Annotated in this window: 22 protein-coding genes, 1 tRNA gene and 4 pseudogenes; 10 read left to right on the top strand and 17 right to left on the bottom strand. The window is 36.2% G+C overall.

The features are described from left to right. The first annotated feature begins 197 nt into the window (after positions 1-197). A pseudogene (locus HMPREF2961_RS09000) lies at positions 198-565 on the top strand (hypothetical protein). A 287-nt stretch (positions 566-852) separates the two neighbouring features. Here HMPREF2961_RS09000 and HMPREF2961_RS09005 read toward each other — a convergent pair. The 9 genes from HMPREF2961_RS09005 to HMPREF2961_RS09045 form a co-directional block, all read right to left on the bottom strand. After that, positions 853-1095 carry a GlsB/YeaQ/YmgE family stress response membrane protein gene (locus HMPREF2961_RS09005; RefSeq protein ID WP_002291278.1) on the bottom strand — a complete coding sequence of 81 codons (243 nt, stop codon included), beginning with the start codon at positions 1093-1095 and terminating at the stop codon, positions 853-855. 31 nt (positions 1096-1126) lie between these two features. Then, positions 1127-2032 (bottom strand): Asp23/Gls24 family envelope stress response protein, encoded by a 906-nt coding sequence (locus HMPREF2961_RS09010; RefSeq protein ID WP_070704609.1) that lies wholly within the window; start codon positions 2030-2032, stop codon positions 1127-1129. A gap of 12 nt (positions 2033-2044) precedes the next feature. After that, complete coding sequence (locus tag HMPREF2961_RS09015; protein ID WP_002291274.1) at positions 2045-2233, bottom strand: DUF2273 domain-containing protein; 189 nt, start codon at positions 2231-2233, stop codon at positions 2045-2047. 11 nt (positions 2234-2244) lie between these two features. Then, positions 2245-2808: an alkaline shock response membrane anchor protein AmaP gene (gene amaP, locus HMPREF2961_RS09020; RefSeq protein ID WP_002306622.1), complete on the bottom strand. Its 564-nt coding sequence runs from the start codon at positions 2806-2808 to the stop codon at positions 2245-2247. A 37-nt stretch (positions 2809-2845) separates the two neighbouring features. Further along, positions 2846-3739 carry an SDR family oxidoreductase gene (locus tag HMPREF2961_RS09025; protein WP_002306620.1) on the bottom strand — a complete coding sequence of 298 codons (894 nt, stop codon included), beginning with the start codon at positions 3737-3739 and terminating at the stop codon, positions 2846-2848. Between the two features lie 79 nt (positions 3740-3818). Continuing rightward, positions 3819-4742 (bottom strand): magnesium transporter CorA family protein, encoded by a 924-nt coding sequence (locus tag HMPREF2961_RS09030; RefSeq protein ID WP_176747398.1) that lies wholly within the window; start codon positions 4740-4742, stop codon positions 3819-3821. 48 nt (positions 4743-4790) lie between these two features. After that, positions 4791-5141 carry an iron-sulfur cluster biosynthesis family protein gene (locus HMPREF2961_RS09035; protein WP_070704615.1) on the bottom strand — a complete coding sequence of 117 codons (351 nt, stop codon included), beginning with the start codon at positions 5139-5141 and terminating at the stop codon, positions 4791-4793. 32 nt (positions 5142-5173) lie between these two features. After that, positions 5174-6076 (bottom strand): glycosyltransferase family 8 protein, encoded by a 903-nt coding sequence (locus tag HMPREF2961_RS09040; RefSeq protein ID WP_002306618.1) that lies wholly within the window; start codon positions 6074-6076, stop codon positions 5174-5176. Next, complete coding sequence (locus HMPREF2961_RS09045) at positions 6069-6926, bottom strand: glycosyltransferase family 8 protein (RefSeq protein ID WP_002329245.1); 858 nt, start codon at positions 6924-6926, stop codon at positions 6069-6071. Before HMPREF2961_RS09045 ends, HMPREF2961_RS09040 begins: the two co-directional genes overlap by 8 nt. A gap of 333 nt (positions 6927-7259) precedes the next feature. On the opposite strand from HMPREF2961_RS09045, the gene HMPREF2961_RS09050 reads away from it, so the two are divergent. Both HMPREF2961_RS09050 and HMPREF2961_RS09055 read left to right on the top strand, forming a co-directional pair. Continuing rightward, complete coding sequence (locus HMPREF2961_RS09050; RefSeq protein ID WP_002306615.1) at positions 7260-8069, top strand: Cof-type HAD-IIB family hydrolase; 810 nt, start codon at positions 7260-7262, stop codon at positions 8067-8069. 39 nt (positions 8070-8108) lie between these two features. Beyond that, a complete protein-coding gene (locus tag HMPREF2961_RS09055; RefSeq protein WP_002314961.1) occupies positions 8109-8612 on the top strand; it encodes a cysteine hydrolase family protein in 504 nt (167 codons plus the stop codon). Positions 8613-9012: 400 nt separating this feature from the next. Here the strand turns inward: HMPREF2961_RS09055 and HMPREF2961_RS09060 are convergent. Continuing rightward, positions 9013-9086 (bottom strand) — tRNA-Ile (locus HMPREF2961_RS09060). Positions 9087-9258: 172 nt separating this feature from the next. Here HMPREF2961_RS09060 and HMPREF2961_RS09065 point away from each other — a divergent pair. The 4 genes from HMPREF2961_RS09065 to HMPREF2961_RS09080 all read left to right on the top strand — a co-directional run bounded on the left by HMPREF2961_RS09065 (position 9259) and on the right by HMPREF2961_RS09080 (position 10751). Further along, the gene (locus HMPREF2961_RS09065) at positions 9259-9582 is read left to right on the top strand and encodes a hypothetical protein (RefSeq protein WP_002314960.1); all 324 of its coding nucleotides are present in this window, start codon (positions 9259-9261) and stop codon (positions 9580-9582) included. Between the two features lie 156 nt (positions 9583-9738). Next, the gene (locus tag HMPREF2961_RS09070) at positions 9739-9993 is read left to right on the top strand and encodes a hypothetical protein (protein ID WP_002314959.1); all 255 of its coding nucleotides are present in this window, start codon (positions 9739-9741) and stop codon (positions 9991-9993) included. Between the two features lie 69 nt (positions 9994-10062). Next, positions 10063-10308, top strand: a complete 246-nt coding sequence (locus tag HMPREF2961_RS09075; RefSeq protein WP_002306609.1) for a helix-turn-helix domain-containing protein — start codon at positions 10063-10065, stop codon at positions 10306-10308. A gap of 77 nt (positions 10309-10385) precedes the next feature. After that, positions 10386-10751, top strand: a complete 366-nt coding sequence (locus HMPREF2961_RS09080) for a TIGR02328 family protein (RefSeq protein ID WP_070704618.1) — start codon at positions 10386-10388, stop codon at positions 10749-10751. Between the two features lie 175 nt (positions 10752-10926). On the opposite strand, the pseudogene HMPREF2961_RS09085 reads toward HMPREF2961_RS09080, so the two are convergent. The 3 genes and pseudogenes from HMPREF2961_RS09085 to HMPREF2961_RS09095 all read right to left on the bottom strand — a co-directional run bounded on the left by HMPREF2961_RS09085 (position 10927) and on the right by HMPREF2961_RS09095 (position 12974). Continuing rightward, positions 10927-11514: pseudogene (locus tag HMPREF2961_RS09085) on the bottom strand (hypothetical protein). Positions 11515-12038: 524 nt separating this feature from the next. Next, complete coding sequence (locus HMPREF2961_RS09090; RefSeq protein ID WP_002293303.1) at positions 12039-12239, bottom strand: cold-shock protein; 201 nt, start codon at positions 12237-12239, stop codon at positions 12039-12041. Between the two features lie 243 nt (positions 12240-12482). Next, the gene (locus HMPREF2961_RS09095; protein WP_002309158.1) at positions 12483-12974 is read right to left on the bottom strand and encodes a flavodoxin family protein; all 492 of its coding nucleotides are present in this window, start codon (positions 12972-12974) and stop codon (positions 12483-12485) included. Positions 12975-13136: 162 nt separating this feature from the next. On the opposite strand from HMPREF2961_RS09095, the gene HMPREF2961_RS15425 reads away from it, so the two are divergent. Then, complete coding sequence (locus HMPREF2961_RS15425; protein ID WP_002293298.1) at positions 13137-13286, top strand: hypothetical protein; 150 nt, start codon at positions 13137-13139, stop codon at positions 13284-13286. Between the two features lie 843 nt (positions 13287-14129). Then, on the top strand, positions 14130-14336 hold the full coding sequence (locus HMPREF2961_RS09105) for a DUF3955 domain-containing protein (protein WP_002306600.1): 207 nt from the start codon (positions 14130-14132) through the stop codon (positions 14334-14336). Between the two features lie 244 nt (positions 14337-14580). On the opposite strand, the gene HMPREF2961_RS09110 is transcribed toward HMPREF2961_RS09105, so the two are convergent. From HMPREF2961_RS09110 to HMPREF2961_RS09120, 3 genes are all read right to left on the bottom strand, one after another. Next, entirely contained in the window at positions 14581-15582 is a 1002-nt protein-coding gene (locus HMPREF2961_RS09110; protein WP_070704621.1) for an alpha/beta hydrolase, read from the bottom strand. 4 nt (positions 15583-15586) lie between these two features. Next, complete coding sequence (locus HMPREF2961_RS09115) at positions 15587-17500, bottom strand: alpha/beta fold hydrolase (RefSeq protein ID WP_033704973.1); 1914 nt, start codon at positions 17498-17500, stop codon at positions 15587-15589. A gap of 168 nt (positions 17501-17668) precedes the next feature. Next, the gene (locus tag HMPREF2961_RS09120) at positions 17669-18175 is read right to left on the bottom strand and encodes a cysteine hydrolase family protein (RefSeq protein ID WP_002314954.1); all 507 of its coding nucleotides are present in this window, start codon (positions 18173-18175) and stop codon (positions 17669-17671) included. A 155-nt stretch (positions 18176-18330) separates the two neighbouring features. Here HMPREF2961_RS09120 and HMPREF2961_RS15920 point away from each other — a divergent pair. Beyond that, a pseudogene (locus HMPREF2961_RS15920) lies at positions 18331-18663 on the top strand (Spx/MgsR family RNA polymerase-binding regulatory protein); the annotation flags it as partial. 245 nt (positions 18664-18908) lie between these two features. Here HMPREF2961_RS15920 and sgrA read toward each other — a convergent pair. Then, positions 18909-19335: pseudogene (sgrA, locus tag HMPREF2961_RS15780) on the bottom strand (LPXTG-anchored fibrinogen/nidogen-binding adhesin SgrA); the annotation flags it as partial.

Raw genomic sequence — 19335 nt, forward strand, 5'->3', positions numbered from 1 at the left:
AAGAACCATTTACACAAAATTATTGACGCTCCCACAACGATCCACTACTCATTTTTCTTTTTAACGTTAATTTGATATAATAATGATTATTTATTTAAAAATACATTAGATAACATTTGTTACGACACGAAAAAGCTTCACAAACAAATATCGTTATTTTAAAATGAGGACGAATTCACACAATTAGGAGAAATAGTATGCCATTCATCGTTTACTTTTTTCTTTCATTACTCGTGATCTATATTCCATTACCAACATTCTTTCTGCTCGTCAATCGTCTAGCTGAGCAACATGATGCGATTACTGCTCTTACGAAACTTTGTTTACTTCTATTTGTCTAGATTACTTTACGAGCTATTATTGGCTAAAACAGACAAGAGTAAAAAAGAGATATTATTTCTTCCTTGTCTTTTTCAATCTCTTTGAGTTTCTGATCCATTGCTTTTTACTTCATCAGTATCATACGATTCATTTGTGGATCATCTGGGTCTTTCAAGTGGTCGTACTATTTTGTATGTTCACCTTCCCTCTCTCAAGAAAATTTAGGGAGACATTGTTTTATTAAAAAAAGGTGGAGAAAGCTTCTCTGTATCAATAAAGACACAATTAAGGAAAAACTGGTCAACATACTGGTTTTTCTTTAAAAAACTTTTAAAAATCTAATTGGGAATTTACCCACACAAACAAGGGGCTATGACAAAATCTTGTCACAGCCCCTTATTTCGAATAAAAAGCTTGCATCTTCGATAATAAGCCCAACCAAACGAAAAATATGAAAAGCTATTTTTGTTTGGTTGGGCTTATTACTTGATGCAGAACAGCTTTTTCACGACCTTTTTATTAAAAGTCTTTTTACAGTTTTCTAGCAAAAAATGAGACAATCAGTACTAAAATGATGGCACCAATCAATGATGGTACGATTGCCATTCCTGCAATACTTGGTCCCCAAGAACCTAATAATGCTTGGCCAAGTGCTGATCCAACTAAACCTGCTACGACATTTGCAATAATCCCCATAGAAGAACCTTTATTCGTGATTGCTCCTGCAATTGCTCCGATAATTCCTCCGACGATAAGTGACCAAATAAATCCCATGTTTCGTTCCTCCTAATGTTTTGCTTCCTTATTACTGAACGCGTGGCTCTGTATTTTCTTTTACTTTTTCAACGCCGCTTCCAGCTGCTGATTTTACTTTATCTGTTTGATTAGAAGCAAATTCACCGGTTTTTTTCGCTGCGTCAGTTACTTTGTCTTGCACTGTTTCTTGATCTTTTTCAAATTCTTCTTTTGTTTTGATGTCCACTACGTTAGCGTTAACTTCGATGACGTCTAAGTGTGTCATATTTTTTACTTCTTTGCCGATTACTTCTTGCATTTCTTCAAAGATTTTTTCGATATCTTTGCCATATTCCACAATGATATCCATGTCAACTGCTACTTGTTTTTTACCGACTTCTGTTTCGATCCCAGCCGTTACATTATCTGTATTCACAAGTTTTCCTGCCACATTAGAGAAGAAACCACCGTTTGCAGATAATAAACCGTCTACTTGTTCAATTGCGATTCCAATGATTTTTTGCACCACTTTGTCTTCATAATTCAACTCACCGCGCATCGAATCTTCCTGCTCAGAGCCATGGTTTTCTTGGTCATTTGTATGTTGTGAACTAAATTTTTCTTGTCCATTTGAGTGTTCAGAACCAAGTTTTTCTTGTGCTTTCGCATGATCAGAAGGGTGCTTTTGTTCCTCTAATGGTTTAGAAGGATCGATTGCATCATGTTGTTCTGGAACTTTAGATTCTGGAGAGCCGGGATGATGAGGCGCATGTTTTTCTGCGTCATGTTTCTTTTCTTCTACACCTTGTTGAACATTTGGCACGACTGGATCTGGATGTGCAGATACTGGTGCTGTTTTATTCTTTTCATCGTTCACACCATTTGATTGGTTTGGTGTCGTTGGGTCTGGATGTGCAGACACTGGTTTTTGGTTGTTCATTTTATTGTTATTATTATTTTTGTTATTGTTATTCATGGATGTTTCCTCCTAAGATTTAAAATAGTGATCTAAGATTTTCGTTTGTTTCAAATAAAAACCGATAGCGACACCGATAGCGGCCATGATCAAGATCAATAAAGTCTTGAAAAAGCCGACGGTTATCCATAAAACGGCTAATATCAACCCAAGTACCCCAAAGATGATAGGGAGCTTGTATGTCGAAAATAGTTCTTTCATTTTGGTCCCCCCTATTCTACTCGTTTGCGGTCATTACTTTGTTTAGCTGGTTCTTCAAAGCCTGTGTATTTCACGGATACTTTCACTGACTCTTTTGTGCCTAATATGTGTTGTACTTCGTTTTCGATTTCTTTCATCAATGTTCCCGTTTTACCAATGAGTGCTGAAGTGCGTTTCAACTCCCCTTTTACATTGACGGCGATCTTGTTTTTCGTTGCTTTGACATTTACTTTTGGTGAATGGATAAATTCATCTTCATGCAAGTGAGAACGAACCATTCCTTCGATTGCTTTTTTATCCAACGTCAACTCCCCATCACCATGTTTCAGTAAAAAGGTTCCGATCGTTTTTGGATAAAACAAGAAAACAAGCAACGTGATAATCGTCAAAATAGCAAATGCAACAGCAAGCCAGAATACATATTGTTGCACATATGAATTAGTGATGGAAAAGAATCGAAACTTCTCTAATTGAAAAGGCAGTGGATAGGCTGCACTTAATAGTATCGCAAACAAAAGTATAGATAGCAAAAGTAACGTTCCGATCACTCCAAGCGTTTTTACTCCTTTATTCATTTTCGCACCTCCTCATAGGGGTGAAACGATCAACTTTTTATAAGTTGATCGCTTCTCCACCAGTTACTCCGTAGATTTGAGCTGTGACATAACTTGCTTTATTCGATGCTAAGAAGACATAGACCGGTGCTAATTCTCCTGGCTGACCTGCACGTTCTAGTAAACTTTGCTGACCAAATTCAGGAATTGAATCAGAAGGCTGGCCTTCGTCTAGTTGCAGCGGTGTCCAGATTGGACCAGGTGCTACGCCATTTACACGGATTCCCTTAGGAGCAAGTTGTTTTGCTAAGCCAATCGTAAAGTTAGCGATTGAAGCTTTTGTTGCTGCATAATCCAATAAATGTTCACTTGGATTGAAGGCTTGGACAGATGTTGTTGTAACAATCGCTCCTCCTGCTGGGATATGCGGAACTGCTTCTTTCACTAAAGCAAACATAGCGATGATGTTGACCATGAATGTGTCTTTGATTTGTTCAAGTGGCAGTTCAACAATGGACTGGCAAGAAATTTGCTGTCCTGCATTCAATACCATCGTATCTAGCCCACCAAGCTCACTTACTGCTTTTTCAATGATTTCTTTAGGTGCTTGTTCATCACGAAGATCAAATGGTAGTAAGACGATTTTACGTCCTGCATCTTTGACGTATTTAGCTACTTCTTCTGCATCTTTTTCTTCTCCTGGGAAGAATTGAAGAGCGATGTCTGCACCTTCTCTAGCAAATGCAATCGCTGCTGCACGACCGATCCCTGAATCGCCACCAGTGATGAGTACACGTCGGTTTTCCAGCTGATTACTGCCCTCATAGGATTCTTCTCCGCAATCAGGAACAGGAATCATGTTCTGTTGTAAAGCTGGCGTATCCTGATCTTGCTTAGGAAATTTCTCCGTATGGTACAGATTTCGCGGATCGATTAATTTTGGTTCTGTCATTGCTGTATTCCTCCTAGTTTTTCTAAATTGTATTGCCAAAACAAATTTCTTTGTTTGATACCTGTTTTAAATAGTTTGTTTAATTTGTATAATCTTTTCGATATAGATGGTAGCCTAAAACCGCCGCTGCTATCAAAGAGCCGAATACTACGAGGATAAATCCTAAAGCAGAGCTTTTACCCGGCAACCCTCCTGTATTCATTCCCCAAATCCCTGCAAACAACGCCGGAACGGAGATGATTAGTGCAGCTGAATCTAGATATTTCATGATGTGGTTTAGATTATTGTCCATCATCCCATTGAATAAATCACCAATACTCTCCAATAAGTCTCGATAGATCTCGATCATTTTTTCTGTTTGGCGCTGCCTCAAATGGACATCATAAAGCAATTGTTCATCGTCTAAACGTTTGATAAACGTTTCAGAATTCCATAATTGATTCATCGTTTTCCGCTGATCTCTTAAGGTATGATCGATATACACAATGTCTCTTTCAAGATCTGCCTGTTTATACAGTTCCTCATTCTCCGTCGTTTTACGAGCTGCTCTATCCAAAGCGTCAATTCTATGCTTCATTTCTCTTAGTTCTTTCACGTAATGGGTATAAATATCCAGTAATGTATACGTGATGATCTTTTCAAACGAGTTTAAATGATCTCCATGCTTTGTCAGCAAGCGATCCACGAACTCGGTCTTTCTATCAATACATGTAATCAAGAGATTATCGGAAAGTACAAAAGATATCGGTGTCAATTTTTTTTCGATACGATTATCTGACTGATCCAGATTGATCACAACCAAAGAAAATGGATGCGCTAATTTGGTCTCATAAAGGCGCTCCATCCGAGAAACTTCTTCCGGATATTCCGTGCCTACGAAAATATCATCTGGAAGCTCAAATTCTTTGATTGCCTGCTGGATCTCTTCTGGCTTTTTATTATCGAGAATAAGCCAATTGTATTTGTTTTCATCTGTTTCTGTGACTTTCTTTTCATCATCCACAAAGTAGTATCTCAATGTATACCTCCTTTCTGGACTTTTCAAAAACGATTAGCTGAAGAAGCAGTTCTTTAATTTGATATTATAATCGAGTACTGCACTTTCATTTTCTAATGAGAAGCTGTCAAGCTGTTTATTAAAGTCCATGTTTAGTCGTTTACCGAAATAACTTTGTTCTACTTTAGATGTATAGATCTCCAGTAAAGGATGCTCGATTTTTGTTGCATACTCTCCAAATTCCGAAACAAAAGGAATGATTTGGAAAAAGTTGCCTTTTGCAAAAGCACCTTTATCCCTTAAAAATGGATCGGAATCATTGATGAGAGCGAGTGCAATTTTTGTATTTTCCCCCACTTTTTCGATTAACGTCTCTACTGCATTTTTAGACAGTGTAATTTCCATTCCTACTCCCCCTGTTCAGTTGTAGTCTTGTATTATTTAACAACTACGTCTGTTTTTTGTTGAATTTTTGCATATTTTGGATATTTAGGGAATTTAGCCACACAACGGAACGCCGTCATCCCTGCATATTTTTCGTAATATTTCTTCGTTGGTCCTTCAAAATCTTTGCTCCAAGGTTTCACATGTCCTGAGAAATGGATAATGTAAGGATTGTTGCGTGTTTCTTCGTATTCACGTTCACCTGCTGCTGTTGGATGTTTCTTTGCTTTAGCCATGATATAGCCTTGTGCATTCCAACGCGGATGAAGCGGAAGCCAACGATCATGTAAGATTGCATTTAATGCATCTTGGTCATGGAACCTTAATTTTTCTGGATTATGTTCGATGAAGTCTAATACTTTTTGCGTAATATTTTCATCTAACCATTTTTTTACATTGATCAGCATCAATCCTGAGTTGAAGTAACGCATTGATTTAGCTGGAATCTCCATTTTTTCTAATCGTTGATGGAACCCAGCGTCTTCAACAGCTGCTACGATTGAATCACCGAAGTCAAGACGCCATAATTTAGAGATATCTTGTAAAGCAATCATGTCGCAATCCATATATAAGATACGTTCAACTTCCGTGCCGCGGAACAATTCCGGAATCGCTATGCGGTAATAAGCTGTTTCTGGAATACGATCGCTGATTACTACATTTGTAAAGAATTCTTTATTAATTTTCAAAAATTCTACATCTGAATTCATTCGTGCATTTTTCACTGAGAAACGTAAAAGCTGTTTGCTTTCAAAATCGATATCGTCGTCAATCACATAGAACCGAACAAATTTAGACGGGTTGCAATTATCTAATACTGAGACAAATAACGCAGCTAAATGCGGTACGAATTTTGTGTTACAACTTGCGACTACTGCTATTTCTTTTTTATTCATTGATCTCGCCTACTTTCGTTAGAGTACTGTGTGCTAATTTTTTTAAGTATAAATTGGTATACGGATGATCTTTCAAAGTATTCCAAGGTTTATCATGTCCTGTAAAATGAACGATTGAAGGTTTTTCATTTCCTTCTTTATACAGACGTTCATATTTTTCATTTGGTGCTGGGTGTCGTTCAAAAATCAAAGAAGTCTGCATGTTCCATTTTGGATGAAGTTGTTCCCAATCTTCATAAAGGACAGCATTCAAAGCATCTTGATCGTGATAAATGATTCGATCACCATTTTCACTTAAATAATGGATAGTTTTTTCTGTAATTTCTTTTTTATTCCATTGATCGATGTCAATCACCATCACCCCTGAATTGAAGTACAAGTCATCGGAATCTATTCCTAATCTTTCCAATGCTTTCACTTGTCCTGGATCGATAATGGCGCCGATCGTTTTTCCATTTAATGGTTCATCATATAGTTTTACGATATCGTCTAGCACTAACACATCTGAATCTAAGTAAAGGACTTTCTTATAATCCTCTTTAGCTAATAAGTTGGGTAAAGAAATTCTTAAGTAAGCGGTAGTTGTGATATGGTCGCTGACTAGGAAGTCTTCGTAGATATCTTTTTCCACTGTCAGGAATTGGATACTTGCATTACTTGAATATTTATTTACCGTTTCTTCCAATCCTTGTTTACTATATTCTGATAGACCATCGTCAATCACATAAAATTTTATGCGTCTTGCTTTATTGCAATTTTCTAATGCAGTTGCGATCATCACGCTCAAGTAAGGAGCATAATTTTCGTCTGAAGCAGTCACCACAGGAACTACGCCGTATCTCTTCTCCATCAAAATCACTCCTTTTTCTAATCTTTTTCTAACCTGTTCTACATCTAGAATATTCCTCATTTGGCTTTAAAGCAAAATATATGCTTTGTTTTCATTGAATATTTTAAAATTTTTTTATTACAAAACGCATTGGTAAGCGCTAACTATTCGTTTTGCATGGCTTTTTATTCAAAGGTATTGACCAAAAACTACTATATATAGCCACCTTTTTCTTAAGAATGTTTTTTGAAAAAATTCATAACGGCAAAGCAAGTTAGTTTCATTTTTTTAATTTCTCATTTAATCTTAAGGTAACAGGAAAATAGATATGCAAAAAGAAAGTAGGAAGATAAAATGAAACTAGCAGCGATTGATTTAGACGGTACCTTGCTTGATCGAAATGGAAAGATACCAGAAGAAAATATCCAGGCACTTCGGAAATTTGATGAAAATGGCGGAATCGTAACAGTAGCTACAGGAAGGAACAGCATTTCTGCTAAAGATATTTTTTCCGAATTAGGGATCGGCGGCTATTTGATTTCTTCCAATGGTTCGCTGATTGCTGAAATGAAGGATGGAAAGATGGCAAAGGTTCTCAGACGTTCGAAAATAGATATCGATACTCTGAAAAAAGCCTTCTTCTATGCTCAAGAAGCAAAAATCTCAATTATTGCCAGCCGAGAAACCCAAGATGATCAGCTGACATTCGATGAGTCAAATCTTGTCAAAGACGACCCCTATTATGAACATTTCAATCTGCAGAATCATTCTTTTGATCAAATTTTAAGTATGTTAGAAGATCCTTCTCTTAGCTATCTTAAATTAGCGTTAACAGATAAGAGTGAAGAAAAACTACAGAAGTTACAAAGAGATCTGCAAGCAGACGGCATCAATTCAGTATTCTCTGATCCGCATTTCTTAGAAATCACGCCTACAGGTATCACTAAAGCTCATTCACTTGTTTTTTTGGCGGATTACCTTGGAATCGAGTCGAGTGATATCATGGCTTTTGGCGATCAAGAAAACGACATTGCTATGTTGAATTATAGTGGGTTGAGTATTGCGATGGGGAATGCACAGCGGCAAGTAAAAGAAATTGCAAACCAAGTAACACTGACGAATGAGGAAGCTGGGGTTGCTTATATTTTAAAAAACTTCTATTGAAAATAAAAAAATGACGTCATGAACGTAGGAGGAAAGAAAATGTTAGTTATTATCGATATGCAAAATCATATTCTTGATCCAAATAGCGAATTTTATATTCCAGAATCAGACCAATTGGCGGAACGCATTGCTAAACGATTAGCTAAAGCACGCAAAAACAAGGAATATATTCTATTCACACGGGATATTCCAGTCGAACTGAAGGACAAAGAAGAGGAACGGGAAGATTTGCAATTGATCCCTCTTCTTTCTCCCCAAGGAAATGAACGAGTGATCAAAAAGTATTACTTTACGATCCCCCCTGAAACTTTAGCTGAAATCAAGGAGACTTTGTTTGAAAGCAAAGAAGAACAAAAAGAGATCGAAGTGGTTGGGATCGAAACAAACTTATGTGTGCTCTCTAATTTGATAGGCTTGCAGAGTGCGTTTCCTGAAGCTGACTTTTTTGTTGATCCAACGTTAGCTTCTAGTAGAAAACATGGAGAATCTGCGTTGGAACTTCTGAAAGATTTCAATGTTTCGATCATTGAACCTAAAAAATAGACAGTCACACGTATGCTACAGTCTATTCTTTATATAAGTTCTATTATCATTTAGCAAGCAAATAGCAAGCAAATAAAAAAGAAAAAGCACGAAGAACTGTTTTCAGTCTTACGTGCTTTTTCTACAAAAGTATATTGGCTTTTCCATGACACCTTGGTAAACAGTGTTCTCCTGCCAACTCCTCAGTCACAAGTCACAATATTCAACAAACATGGGAAGCTGTTTTTTGAAATTGCTCCTTGTGACTCGGAGCTGAACGGTAGGCTCACGACCTCTTTCTTAAATGGTGTTCAATCAGCTGACTCTCGGTATTAGCTTAACAAACGGCAAAATATGAGGAACTATTTTTCCGTTTGTTTCTCTAATACTCAGGTCAAAACGCTGATTTCACAACCTCTGATGTACCTTGTAGGACTCGAACCTACGACCGGACGGTTATGAGCCGTCTGCTCTAACCAACTGAGCTAAAGGTACATCATCATGAGATATATTTTAGTTACTTTTTAACTATAGCACGAATTATAGACGCTCACAAGCTTCAAAATATAAATAATATGATATATTTATTCTTATTTATTTGACTTGAAACTTGACTATTTTTTACTTGCTTATTTTAGAAGAAATGCTATTCTTTTAAAAATTCTCAATGCTAGGAGTGATTATTTTGCCATTTATTGCGATTTTATTCGATTTGGTTGCGGCAGCAGCTTACTTTCTCCAATACAATCATCAAAGTTCAGAAGTCCTGTTTGTTGGAATGATTTTCCAAGGTGTGATCACCCTTCTCCTTCTCATCATTATAATCAGCTACAAAGGAAAAAAATATGCACGTGTCCAGACAGAAATATTTGTTAAATATGTTTCTATTCGTTACGGGATCATCATTCTTTCCTTTTTAATGAATGCAATCGTCCTCTTTTTATATGTATTGAATTACTTAAATATCAATCCATTGATTTTTTCTAGATAGATAACTTGTATTTAGCGGAACAGTTCTCGCGTATGAGCAGAGAGCTGTTCCGCTTTTTCATCGGTCTATTCTTCTTTGATTTTCCTAGCATTTCATTTGTGATGTATGCAATAACATGTTATCTTTTATTAGAAGAAACGTTGAGGAGTCCGTTACATGATTACGTTGGTTAGAGTTTTGTTTTGGTTGCCTTCGGTCGTCCTGATCGCAATTATTTTTTATCTTATGCTTTGGAACAAAGAACGGCTTTATTTAGCTGTTTTGACTCTTCCGGTTATTTATTTTATGTGGAAGGTTTTTAATTACAACTACTTTGAACCTGATAGTGTTTTTGTAGAAGAATTATCAGGGTTGGTTTTGTCTCTATTAATCGTCATTCTTTATTTGATACGTTTAAATAAAAAACATTGAGTCCTATTGATTGCTTGTGTAGCTTTCTATGGTCATTACAACTATCCTATTATGATGAAAGGTGATTAAATGAGTATCGAAGAAGCTATTTTACTGGATACTTTACGTTGTCGTCTGAATTTTTTAAGAACTGGCCGATCTTTATCCCAAGTAGCTGTTTCTAGCGCGTTAAGTATTCCTTTATTCAAATATCGTAAATACGAACAAGGGGAAGAAATTCCAAGTATCATTGAATTGATCTACATCGCCGACTTTTACGATATTTCCGTTGACTACCTGATTGGTCGCTCAGAAACAGCAAGCAAACTGAAATGATTTTTTCCAGCCATTGTGCTGGTTTTTTCATTTAATGTTTAAAGTGAACAAACTATGTACAAAAAGGAGATGTATCTATGCGTTTATGGCATGAAAAATTGATTTCAAAGCTTCCTCGTCAGCAGCTTTTAGGACAACATCGAGAATGCTGTGCGTTAAGAGGAAATGGTTGGGGAAAGAAACACGCTACTGTAGATTATGTCTTCCACTATTCTCCTTATAAATTATTTCAATATCATCAACTTGTCATGGACGAAATGGAAAAGCGTGGCTACAGCCCAGCACCTGAATGGACAGATCCTATGTACCGTGGCAAATCATGCGAAGCATTTTTTGATTTGCCTACTGTAGAACGTAGCGTTCCGATTTATCCGGAACATGATGTAGTGTATCTAGCAGAGTGTTTAGCAAATTTGGAGCAAAAAGGAATTTATCTTACCTAAAAAAGAGGCTGGGATAGAAGCGTTTAACTCCAAGAAATAAGAGGTAATTCACGAAAATTGCTTTTCAAATCTTTGTGAATTTCAGCTTATTTCCGAAGGAGTTGCTTCTGCTTCCGCCGTTTACACATGTTTAGAGCGTGAAAAACTCTTCTACTCTTTACTCATCGAAAAAGTCTTAACCAACGTAGGGTAAGCTCGAATGGTGCAAGTTGATTCTCAGGTTACCTTCGTCATCACGTATAAATCCGAAAGTATATTCTACTTTTGTTTAATCACCCGTTTTCCCAGAAGTAAAGTAATATTCTCCTGATGCGATTGCTGAATCCGTATCGATGATCGTTTCATGATTGTCGAAGCGGATGTCTGTCCAAGGTTCTAACGCAAAACCAGAATCTTCGCTGATATCACCGCCAACGAAATAAGAAAGTGCTTCTTCTTTTGTTGCCCTGAATGGTAACTCTGCAGCTTTAGTTGGTTTAAAAAGCACAGCACCTTCGTCGTATGCATACAATGTCTCGATGACTTCTTCTGCTTTTTCTGTTGCTTCCTCCATACCTTCTTCGCTTGCTGTACCGATACTTATGATTGCTTCTGCCCAGCGTTCCCGTGCTTCGTCGACTTCGGCTTCTGTGATCGTCTCAACTTTTACCTCTTCTGTCGTGTCTTCAGTTGTTTCTGTTGTTGATTCAGTTGCCGAATCGGTTGTAGAACAACCTGCCATTGCTAGTGTTAATGTTGATAGTAAAAATAGTTTTTTTATCATAAGATTATCCCCCCTGAAAACAGACTAAAATAATAACATTTCGTTTTTTTATTTTCAGTTAAAGCTTAATAATTTCTAAATGTTCTTAAATTTTATTTAAAAACTCTTATAACTTTCATAATACATAACATTGTTATTTTTAAATAAAAAAATAAGCTCAATACATTTAAAATAAAAGACATAATTAAAATTAATTAAATAAACATCGTTATCTAAAAACAAAAAAATCCTTTTAAAATCTTACTACTATTAGGCTTTTTCGTTTTAATTTTCTTTAAATAATTATGCAAAAGTAATAGTTTATCTGTTTTTTTATTGTTTTAATAATCGATACACCACTTTATGTAAAATACTTCTCGAAAATACCTATTGATAAACAAACACAGCTATGAAATGAAAAAGCAAAGGACGAAGCAAAAAAGCACCAAGAAAAACATCCTTCCGCCTATTCAACGATTGATGAATTTCTTCGTACAAAAAAAACCGTCTTTTCGAAAGAAAAGACGGTTAAAAGTCAATTTTTATTAAGCTTTAACAATGTTTGTTGCTTGAGGGCCACGTTGACCATCTTCAACATCGTAAGACACTGCTTGGCCTTCTTCTAAAGTTTTGAAACCGTCGCCTTGGATAGCTGAGAAATGTGCAAATACATCATTTCCATCTTCACCAGTGATGAAGCCAAAACCTTTGTCTGCGTTGAACCATTTTACTGTACCGTTATTCATAAATAAATTCCTCCTGATACGTATCAATGTACGTTTTTTCGTTGCAATAAATATTTGATAGGCAAAAGGAGTTTTATCTATGTAGATATATCGCTCAAATTACGTTTCAAAATAGATTACTTATTTAATATATCATGCTTTTTCTAATAACACAAGAATAATGCAATAAAATATAAAACTTATTGTCTTCGAATCGATAAAAAAAGTTGGATAACCGCGTTTGAGCCGCCTATTGTTCTCCATTTATTTGTTTTTATCTACTAGCATTTGTTTAAGTTGTCTGTTTGCTTCAGAGATTTGTTTCTTTTGATATAGTATTCCTTGTGAATCCATCACGAATCGTTTACTAATATTTTCTAGCATTCTCTCTATGCCTGGTATGGCTTCTTCTGGCGCTGCTCCTTGAACGATCCATAGTACTGGTAACTGGTGTAATGGCGCGTTTTCTGAATCAAGTCCGATTTGGAATAATTCTGTCCAACGGTCAATAAACGTTTTAAGCAGTCCACTAATATCCCACCAATAAATCGGTGTACCAATAACTACGTAGTTCGCCTTCGCCAATCTATCCATGACGGCATCAAAATCATCATTAGCTTTGACTTGACCTAATTGAGCAATATGAAAATCTACAAGATCGATCCTCTCATAATCTATTCCTTCTAGAACTTTCGCTCCCCACTTACTAGTCATACCTTCTTTGTTTGGACTTGCATTTATAAATATAGTTGTCATTGTGTTCCCTCCCCACTTTATTTTACAACATGATTGCTAAATTTTGACTTTAAACTTTCTTAACTATGAAAACCTTTCAATTGATGATATACTTATAAATGGAATTTCGTTATCAACGTGTTCGTTGCCTTTCAGCAAGTATTTAAAGAAAGGAGAATGGCTATGACATTCTATAACAAAGATATACAATATCGAGTAACCTTGGATACAGATTTGAATCTCTTTGTCGTTTTTGACAAAGAAAATAGCAATCATGTAGCAACAGGTGTTACGATCGAACAAGCAGTGCAAGAATTAAAAAAATCTGCATAAGGAGTGGAAACCCTCATATGGACGATTCTCGTTCTTCTCTTTAAACGCATCTACTGGATGATAACAGTAGGTGCGTTTTGTGTTTTCAATAACTTCTTCTCTTCTGACAACCCTCCATCTAATTGACGATTGTATTCGACTAACTCAATCAACTAAATATTGTTTAAAAAAAGGAAGAATCCTACTATAACAGAAAAAGTAAAAAATCCATTAAAACCTAAAAAGCCATTACCAAATATTTGGTAGTGGCTTTTCGGGTTCTGTAAGGGTGGTACAGAACATCAATAGTCGGTGGGTTAGGACGTATGTTATCACATCTTTGGAGAAGGTTGTATTGGTATTATTCGAGTGACTTATTAGATGCGATAACAAGGATAGTATACAGTAGGGAAAAAATTTATTTTTTCTTTTTTTTATTAGTTTTGTTTCTTATTTTCTAAAAAATAAAAATAAATATTTGATGAATCAAGCATTCTCCGGATAAAACTGGCTTTCGAATACATATTAGGTTATCGTTTGTAATTTTATTTCACAGTTGTTATGATTGCTATGTAAAATAAAAAAGTTTAGGATACATCGATTTTTTGGGGAAATTCTTTTTTGGGGTATCCTAAACCTTTTCTATTATTTTCTCATATTTTCCATTATTGGTCTAGACATATACTAATGAACTTCCTATCTATATGATGGATGAATCCTTTTTCATTTATCATGAGATAACTTTGCTCCAAACTTACTTATGATAGATGGATGGTATTTTTTGTTCACGTTCTAACAAACTTGACACATTTATGAATTCTTAATCTATCTATCCTATAATTATAAAAAAAGGAGGTGCTGCGTATGAAAGCTATTCATATTTCTTTGCTTTTTTTCGCTAGTGCATTAATTTTATTTGCTATTCATCTTTGCTCCCAGCCTTATATCAATAACAACGGAATATTAGTAGAACCAGCATTCTTTTGCTTACCGCTCGGTCTTTTATCCCTTTTTGCCTCCGCTGGATTCGGATTTGTTGCCTTTTTTAAACGATCGAAACAACAAATCTGACTATAAAATTTACGTAAAAGAGACCGTAAAAAAAAACATATCACCTTTCCTTATTCCGAATAAATATTTTCCATAAACAATCTTTTGACAATAGGCTGGACGTCTCTTTCGCGAGAACTGATACACGGTACCTACAAGCTCTTCAGTCACCAGTCCCACTATTCATCAAACCTGAGAAGCTGCTTAGTTCCTTCTGACTCGGAACTAAGCAGTTTCTTCACATCCTCTTTTACATCATGAGCGTTTATTCCTTGAAAAATGCTACTAATTTTTGGTATGTTTCTTGCGCTTGTTTATTACTAAAATCAAACTGATATTCATGGTTCAAGACAACATTTTTCTTCGTATAGTCTACTTTTGTGACTTTCACTCCTACTTTTTCAAATGCAGAAGCTGTTTGTTCCATTTGTTTCGTAAACGTATTTGTGTTCCCATCCGTCAAGAATGTTTTTTGCGTCCAACGGTCTGCATGTCTTGCTAAAGCTAAATGTTTGACGTCTTCTAAACGTTCAAAGTTCTTACTATCAAAATAAGCCCATCCACATTTTGCATAAAGAAAGCTAGAAATCTTATCACTTACTTGGGTAAATGCAGAAGGGTCTAGTAGTCCAGACAAAGAAACAAATTTTGTGATCTGCTTGTTCTCCAAAGTTGGATCAAGTTGATCGGCTTTTTTGATTTCTTCGTTTTGAAGTGCTAACAAATACTCTCCGCTAATTTGTGCGCCTGCTGAATCGCCACCAATCGAAATATTCGACCAATCCGCTTGCTCTTTTATCTCTTTTTTGGCTGCTTGAATGGCTTCGTTCAATTGGATAACTGGTGTAGGATGCTTTGCTTCAGGTGATCGTTCATAATCGATATTTACGACGATCTGCTGCGTGTCTGAACATAGGTATTCCAAATAATCACGACAATCGTTTTTATCCCCTCCTACATATGCGCCTCCATGCATCCAGAAAAGGATGGGCAACTTTTTCTTCTCCGTTTTCGGTGTGTAGATATTCATATGATTGTTTTTGTACTTTGAAGGATAAGTTATTTCTTTATTTCTATCGATTTGTTTGATTTTTTGCTGGAAATCGTCTGGTCTGGCATATACTTGTTCTTTTTCACTTGTGTCAAATTGTTTTCTAACAAGCAAACTAATCGGCTTTGGTGTGATTTGATTAATCAAAAATACAGTGACTAAAATAACTACGATGATAACTGGCACTGCAATCACTATTCGCTTGAACCATTTCATTCATTTACCCTCTCTTTCTTCGCCAAATCCATGTGATAATCGTGCTAGCAGATAAAAATCCACCTGAATAAATGAGAAGCGAATGTTTCTTTTCCCCAGTTTTCGGCAACATTCCTTTTTTTGTATCTGTCTTTTTTTGTACTTTCACTGTCATCTGAATCGGTAGCGTATCATCACTTGATTGATCATCTCGAGGTTCATCCTTTCCCTTATTGTCTGCATTCTCTGCCGGATCTTGTTTTTTTGGTGGAACTACTGGGATTTTTTTGTAATGGTAAATAATAGTTGGTGTCGTCTCGTTAAAAACCCCTTCAGTCGGTCCTTCAACATTTGCTAATTCGTATCCTTCGAATGTCTTTTGCTCTGTCACATAATTCTCTCCATAAGCTCCGTAAAGCCGGATTTCGTCCTGGTCTTTGAGTAGACTTTTATTGTTTTCATCCACATATTTCACGTTTATCTGATCATGGAACACTACTTTCAAAAAGTCCGTTACATGTTTCGTGTAGGCAGCATGGTCAACTTCCTGTGCCTTTCCATGCCCTGCTCCTTCTACCAATAAAAGGTCTTTATATCCTCCTGCTAACTCATATAGTTTTTGCGCGTTAGACACAGGTACTACATCATCTGCCGTTCCATGGATGATCAATTTAGGCAATGAACCAGACATTCCAATCGTAGGTAGAGCGGCTGTCGGATCCAAATGCATCTCCTGATCAAAATAATATTGTTTCAAAAGCCCCATAAACAAATCTTCATGCTCTTGATCCCCAATGATGTCTAACTGATTTTTTATGGCAGGCGGTAATGCAGGGACTACTGTCTGGCTATACGTAAAACGTAGTTGTTCATCGATTGATGCAAATCCGCAATTTTCAATAATTCCTTTGACATTGACTGGGATATCTTTTGCTAATACAGACATCATCGTAGCTGCTCCCATGGAACCACCATACAGCAGGATCTTTTGAGATGGACGTTCTCGAACTTCTTGATTGATCCAGTAAAGGACATCATCTGATTCATATTGTCCATAGGTTACATAATCGCCTCCACTGTTACCAGTTGCTCTGGAATCAACAAATAATAAATTATACCCTGCCTTATAAAAATCATTGTATTCTTCTGTAACGATCCCATTATTCCAATTCCCTCTAAATCCGCCATGGATCATGACTGTTTTATCTGAACCCTGGTCGACATAGTAAGCATACACATCCATCATTTTGCCGTCTTGTTTGTTTAGTACAGTTTGATGAAGTTGTTTTGTGTTTGTATAGAAGCCTGTGTTTTCTGTAGGCGTCGTACCATCATCTGTACCTCCAAGCATTGACATCAACACACTATTTTTAGAAAAAGCGATATCATACAATAGATAAGTAGCAATCAGATGTTTGATAATCTCTTTGTCTACACCATAATCCTTACCAAAAAGCTCACTTAATACTAAACCTATTAGTCGTGCGTTAATTTCATCTACTGGTCCATTAAGTATATCTGTCATCTGTTTACCGAAGTAATTAAGATATTTCTTACCATTGAAGTTTTCGCCTTTACCGATATCATCATTTTCTGTCCCATTCTCTTTGTCACTTACTTTAGCAGAAGAGGATTTGTCGTTTGGCGTTTTTGTAGCTGTTGCTTCATCTGTTTGTTGGTTATCTGTGGTAGCGGTCGTTTCTTGATCTGTGCTAGTAACAGATGTCTCAGCCGTTGTTTCAGTACTTGTTTCTGTTTGTGAAGTACTCGATTTCGTTTCGTTTCTAGCATCAGTTGTTTCCGTGGTTTCGACCTCCCTAGATCCCGATTCGGAAAAGATACTCTCTCCATATACTGACCATTGCGGGACATTTGTACTTACAGCAAATAAGACGACCAACGCTCCCTTTAACACTTGTTTTGTTCTCAATCGATTCACTCCTTTTTATGATTCTAGGAGAATTATATGTAAACGCAAACATTTTTTATACAAAAAACAAACGGTTTATCCCATAAAAATAGAACAGGATTATTTTCTCAATTTACGTAACAAAGCAGAATGGATACTGGTTTATCCATTCTGCTTTTCTTTAAACAATGAAACAGCTTATTGCTCCAAAAATGTCAGAAATCGTTTATCCCAAATCTTTTCGTAAAAAGCGATTGTTTCCTTTGCTTTCATAAAAGGATGATCATAAGTCGTCGCTGCTCCTCTGCACATCATAAGCTGGTATCCTAATCCATGAGCAAACTTCACAGTCGTATCTATACAATACTCTGTTTGCGCCCCACATAATTCGATCGAATGACAGTCCAATTCAGTTAATAACATACTCAAATTAGTCTTATAAAATGAATTCGCATGGGTTTTTCTCACAAAATAACTGTGTTCAGGAATAGATAATTCCGACAATAGCTCCCATGGTTTTGTTTTTGGTACTAATTGATCATCTTCGTGTTGAACGAAAATAACTGGCTTTCCAATCGTTTCGTATGCTTTGATTCCTTTATTCACTAATGCTGTCACTGTTTTTAATCCGTGTATCGTCGAAGAATCAAAACATACCCCTTTTTGCAAATCGATCACTACGAATGCGTCGGCTGTGTTTGACATACGTATGCCTTCTTTCTTGATTTAATAGTATTTCTTATCTAGTTAGTTCCTTTATACGTGACAACAATTTCTTATTTTACACCTATAAATGGCACTTTTCGACTATTTCTTCATGTTATTATTTCATAAATATTTAGCTATTGGAGGAATGTATCATGATTAAATTATATATAGGTTCTAGTTGCTCGTCTTCTAGACGCGCAAAACGTTGGCTTATCACACATGATATACCGTTTATCGAACAGAACTTAATTCGTCAACCACTAACCAAAAATGAATTTATCCACTTACTAAAATTGACAAACAATGGCGTGACCGAAATGCTCTCTACTCATTCTATTAGTTATAAAAATCTTGTTCACAGAATAGATGAGCTCAGTTTAAGTGAACTATATATTGAGATTCGTACGTCCACTTCTTTATTGAAAAAACCGATTATCTACGACCAACCTGCAAAACTTTTGACTGGATTTAGCGAAGATAAAATCAGGATGTTCCTTCCTAAAACTAAAAGAAAACAAGAGCTCAACGAACTCTTGCTTTCTGGTCATCTTGTTGATTTTAAAGAAAATAATCTTTGCGTTCCTGTTATTTCCTGTTTCTCAAATATGTTAGTAAACAAAAATAAACCTGGCAAAGCTACAACTTCGCCAGGCAATACAGCACTCTCGAATGAAATATTCACTCAAAAATCTATCGTTTTATTCAATTTTAAATCTGTTGCTTTTATTCTTTATTTCACTCGATGGAAGAGAGAACGAAAATAGCTTGCTCCTACAAATCAAAATGAGTAACACAACCATCCATGTAATTAGCTTGTTTATGGTTCTACTACCAGTTTCTGGTAAATCGCTTTTTCTCTTATCTGTTTCTTTCGCTTTTTCTTGATGATCAATTCCACGAGAAACAAAATCAGACTGTTTTAGCACACTTTTTAGGTTGCTCCCTGCATTTCTCTTTTGTTCCTTAGTTGGTATGATAGGTACCAAATCAAGTTCATTATTTACTTTTCCTGTGCTGCTTTCGCTACTTGTGTTTCCTGTGCTACTTTCACTACTCGTACTATCCGTACTGCTTTCACTGCTCGTACTCTCTGTACTGCTTTCACTGCTCGTACTCTCCGTATTGCTTTCACTGCTCGTACTCTCTGTACTGCTTTC

The organism is Enterococcus sp. HMSC076E04 (genome assembly GCF_001814285.1).
GTDB classification, from domain to species: domain Bacteria; phylum Bacillota; class Bacilli; order Lactobacillales; family Enterococcaceae; genus Enterococcus_B; species Enterococcus_B lactis.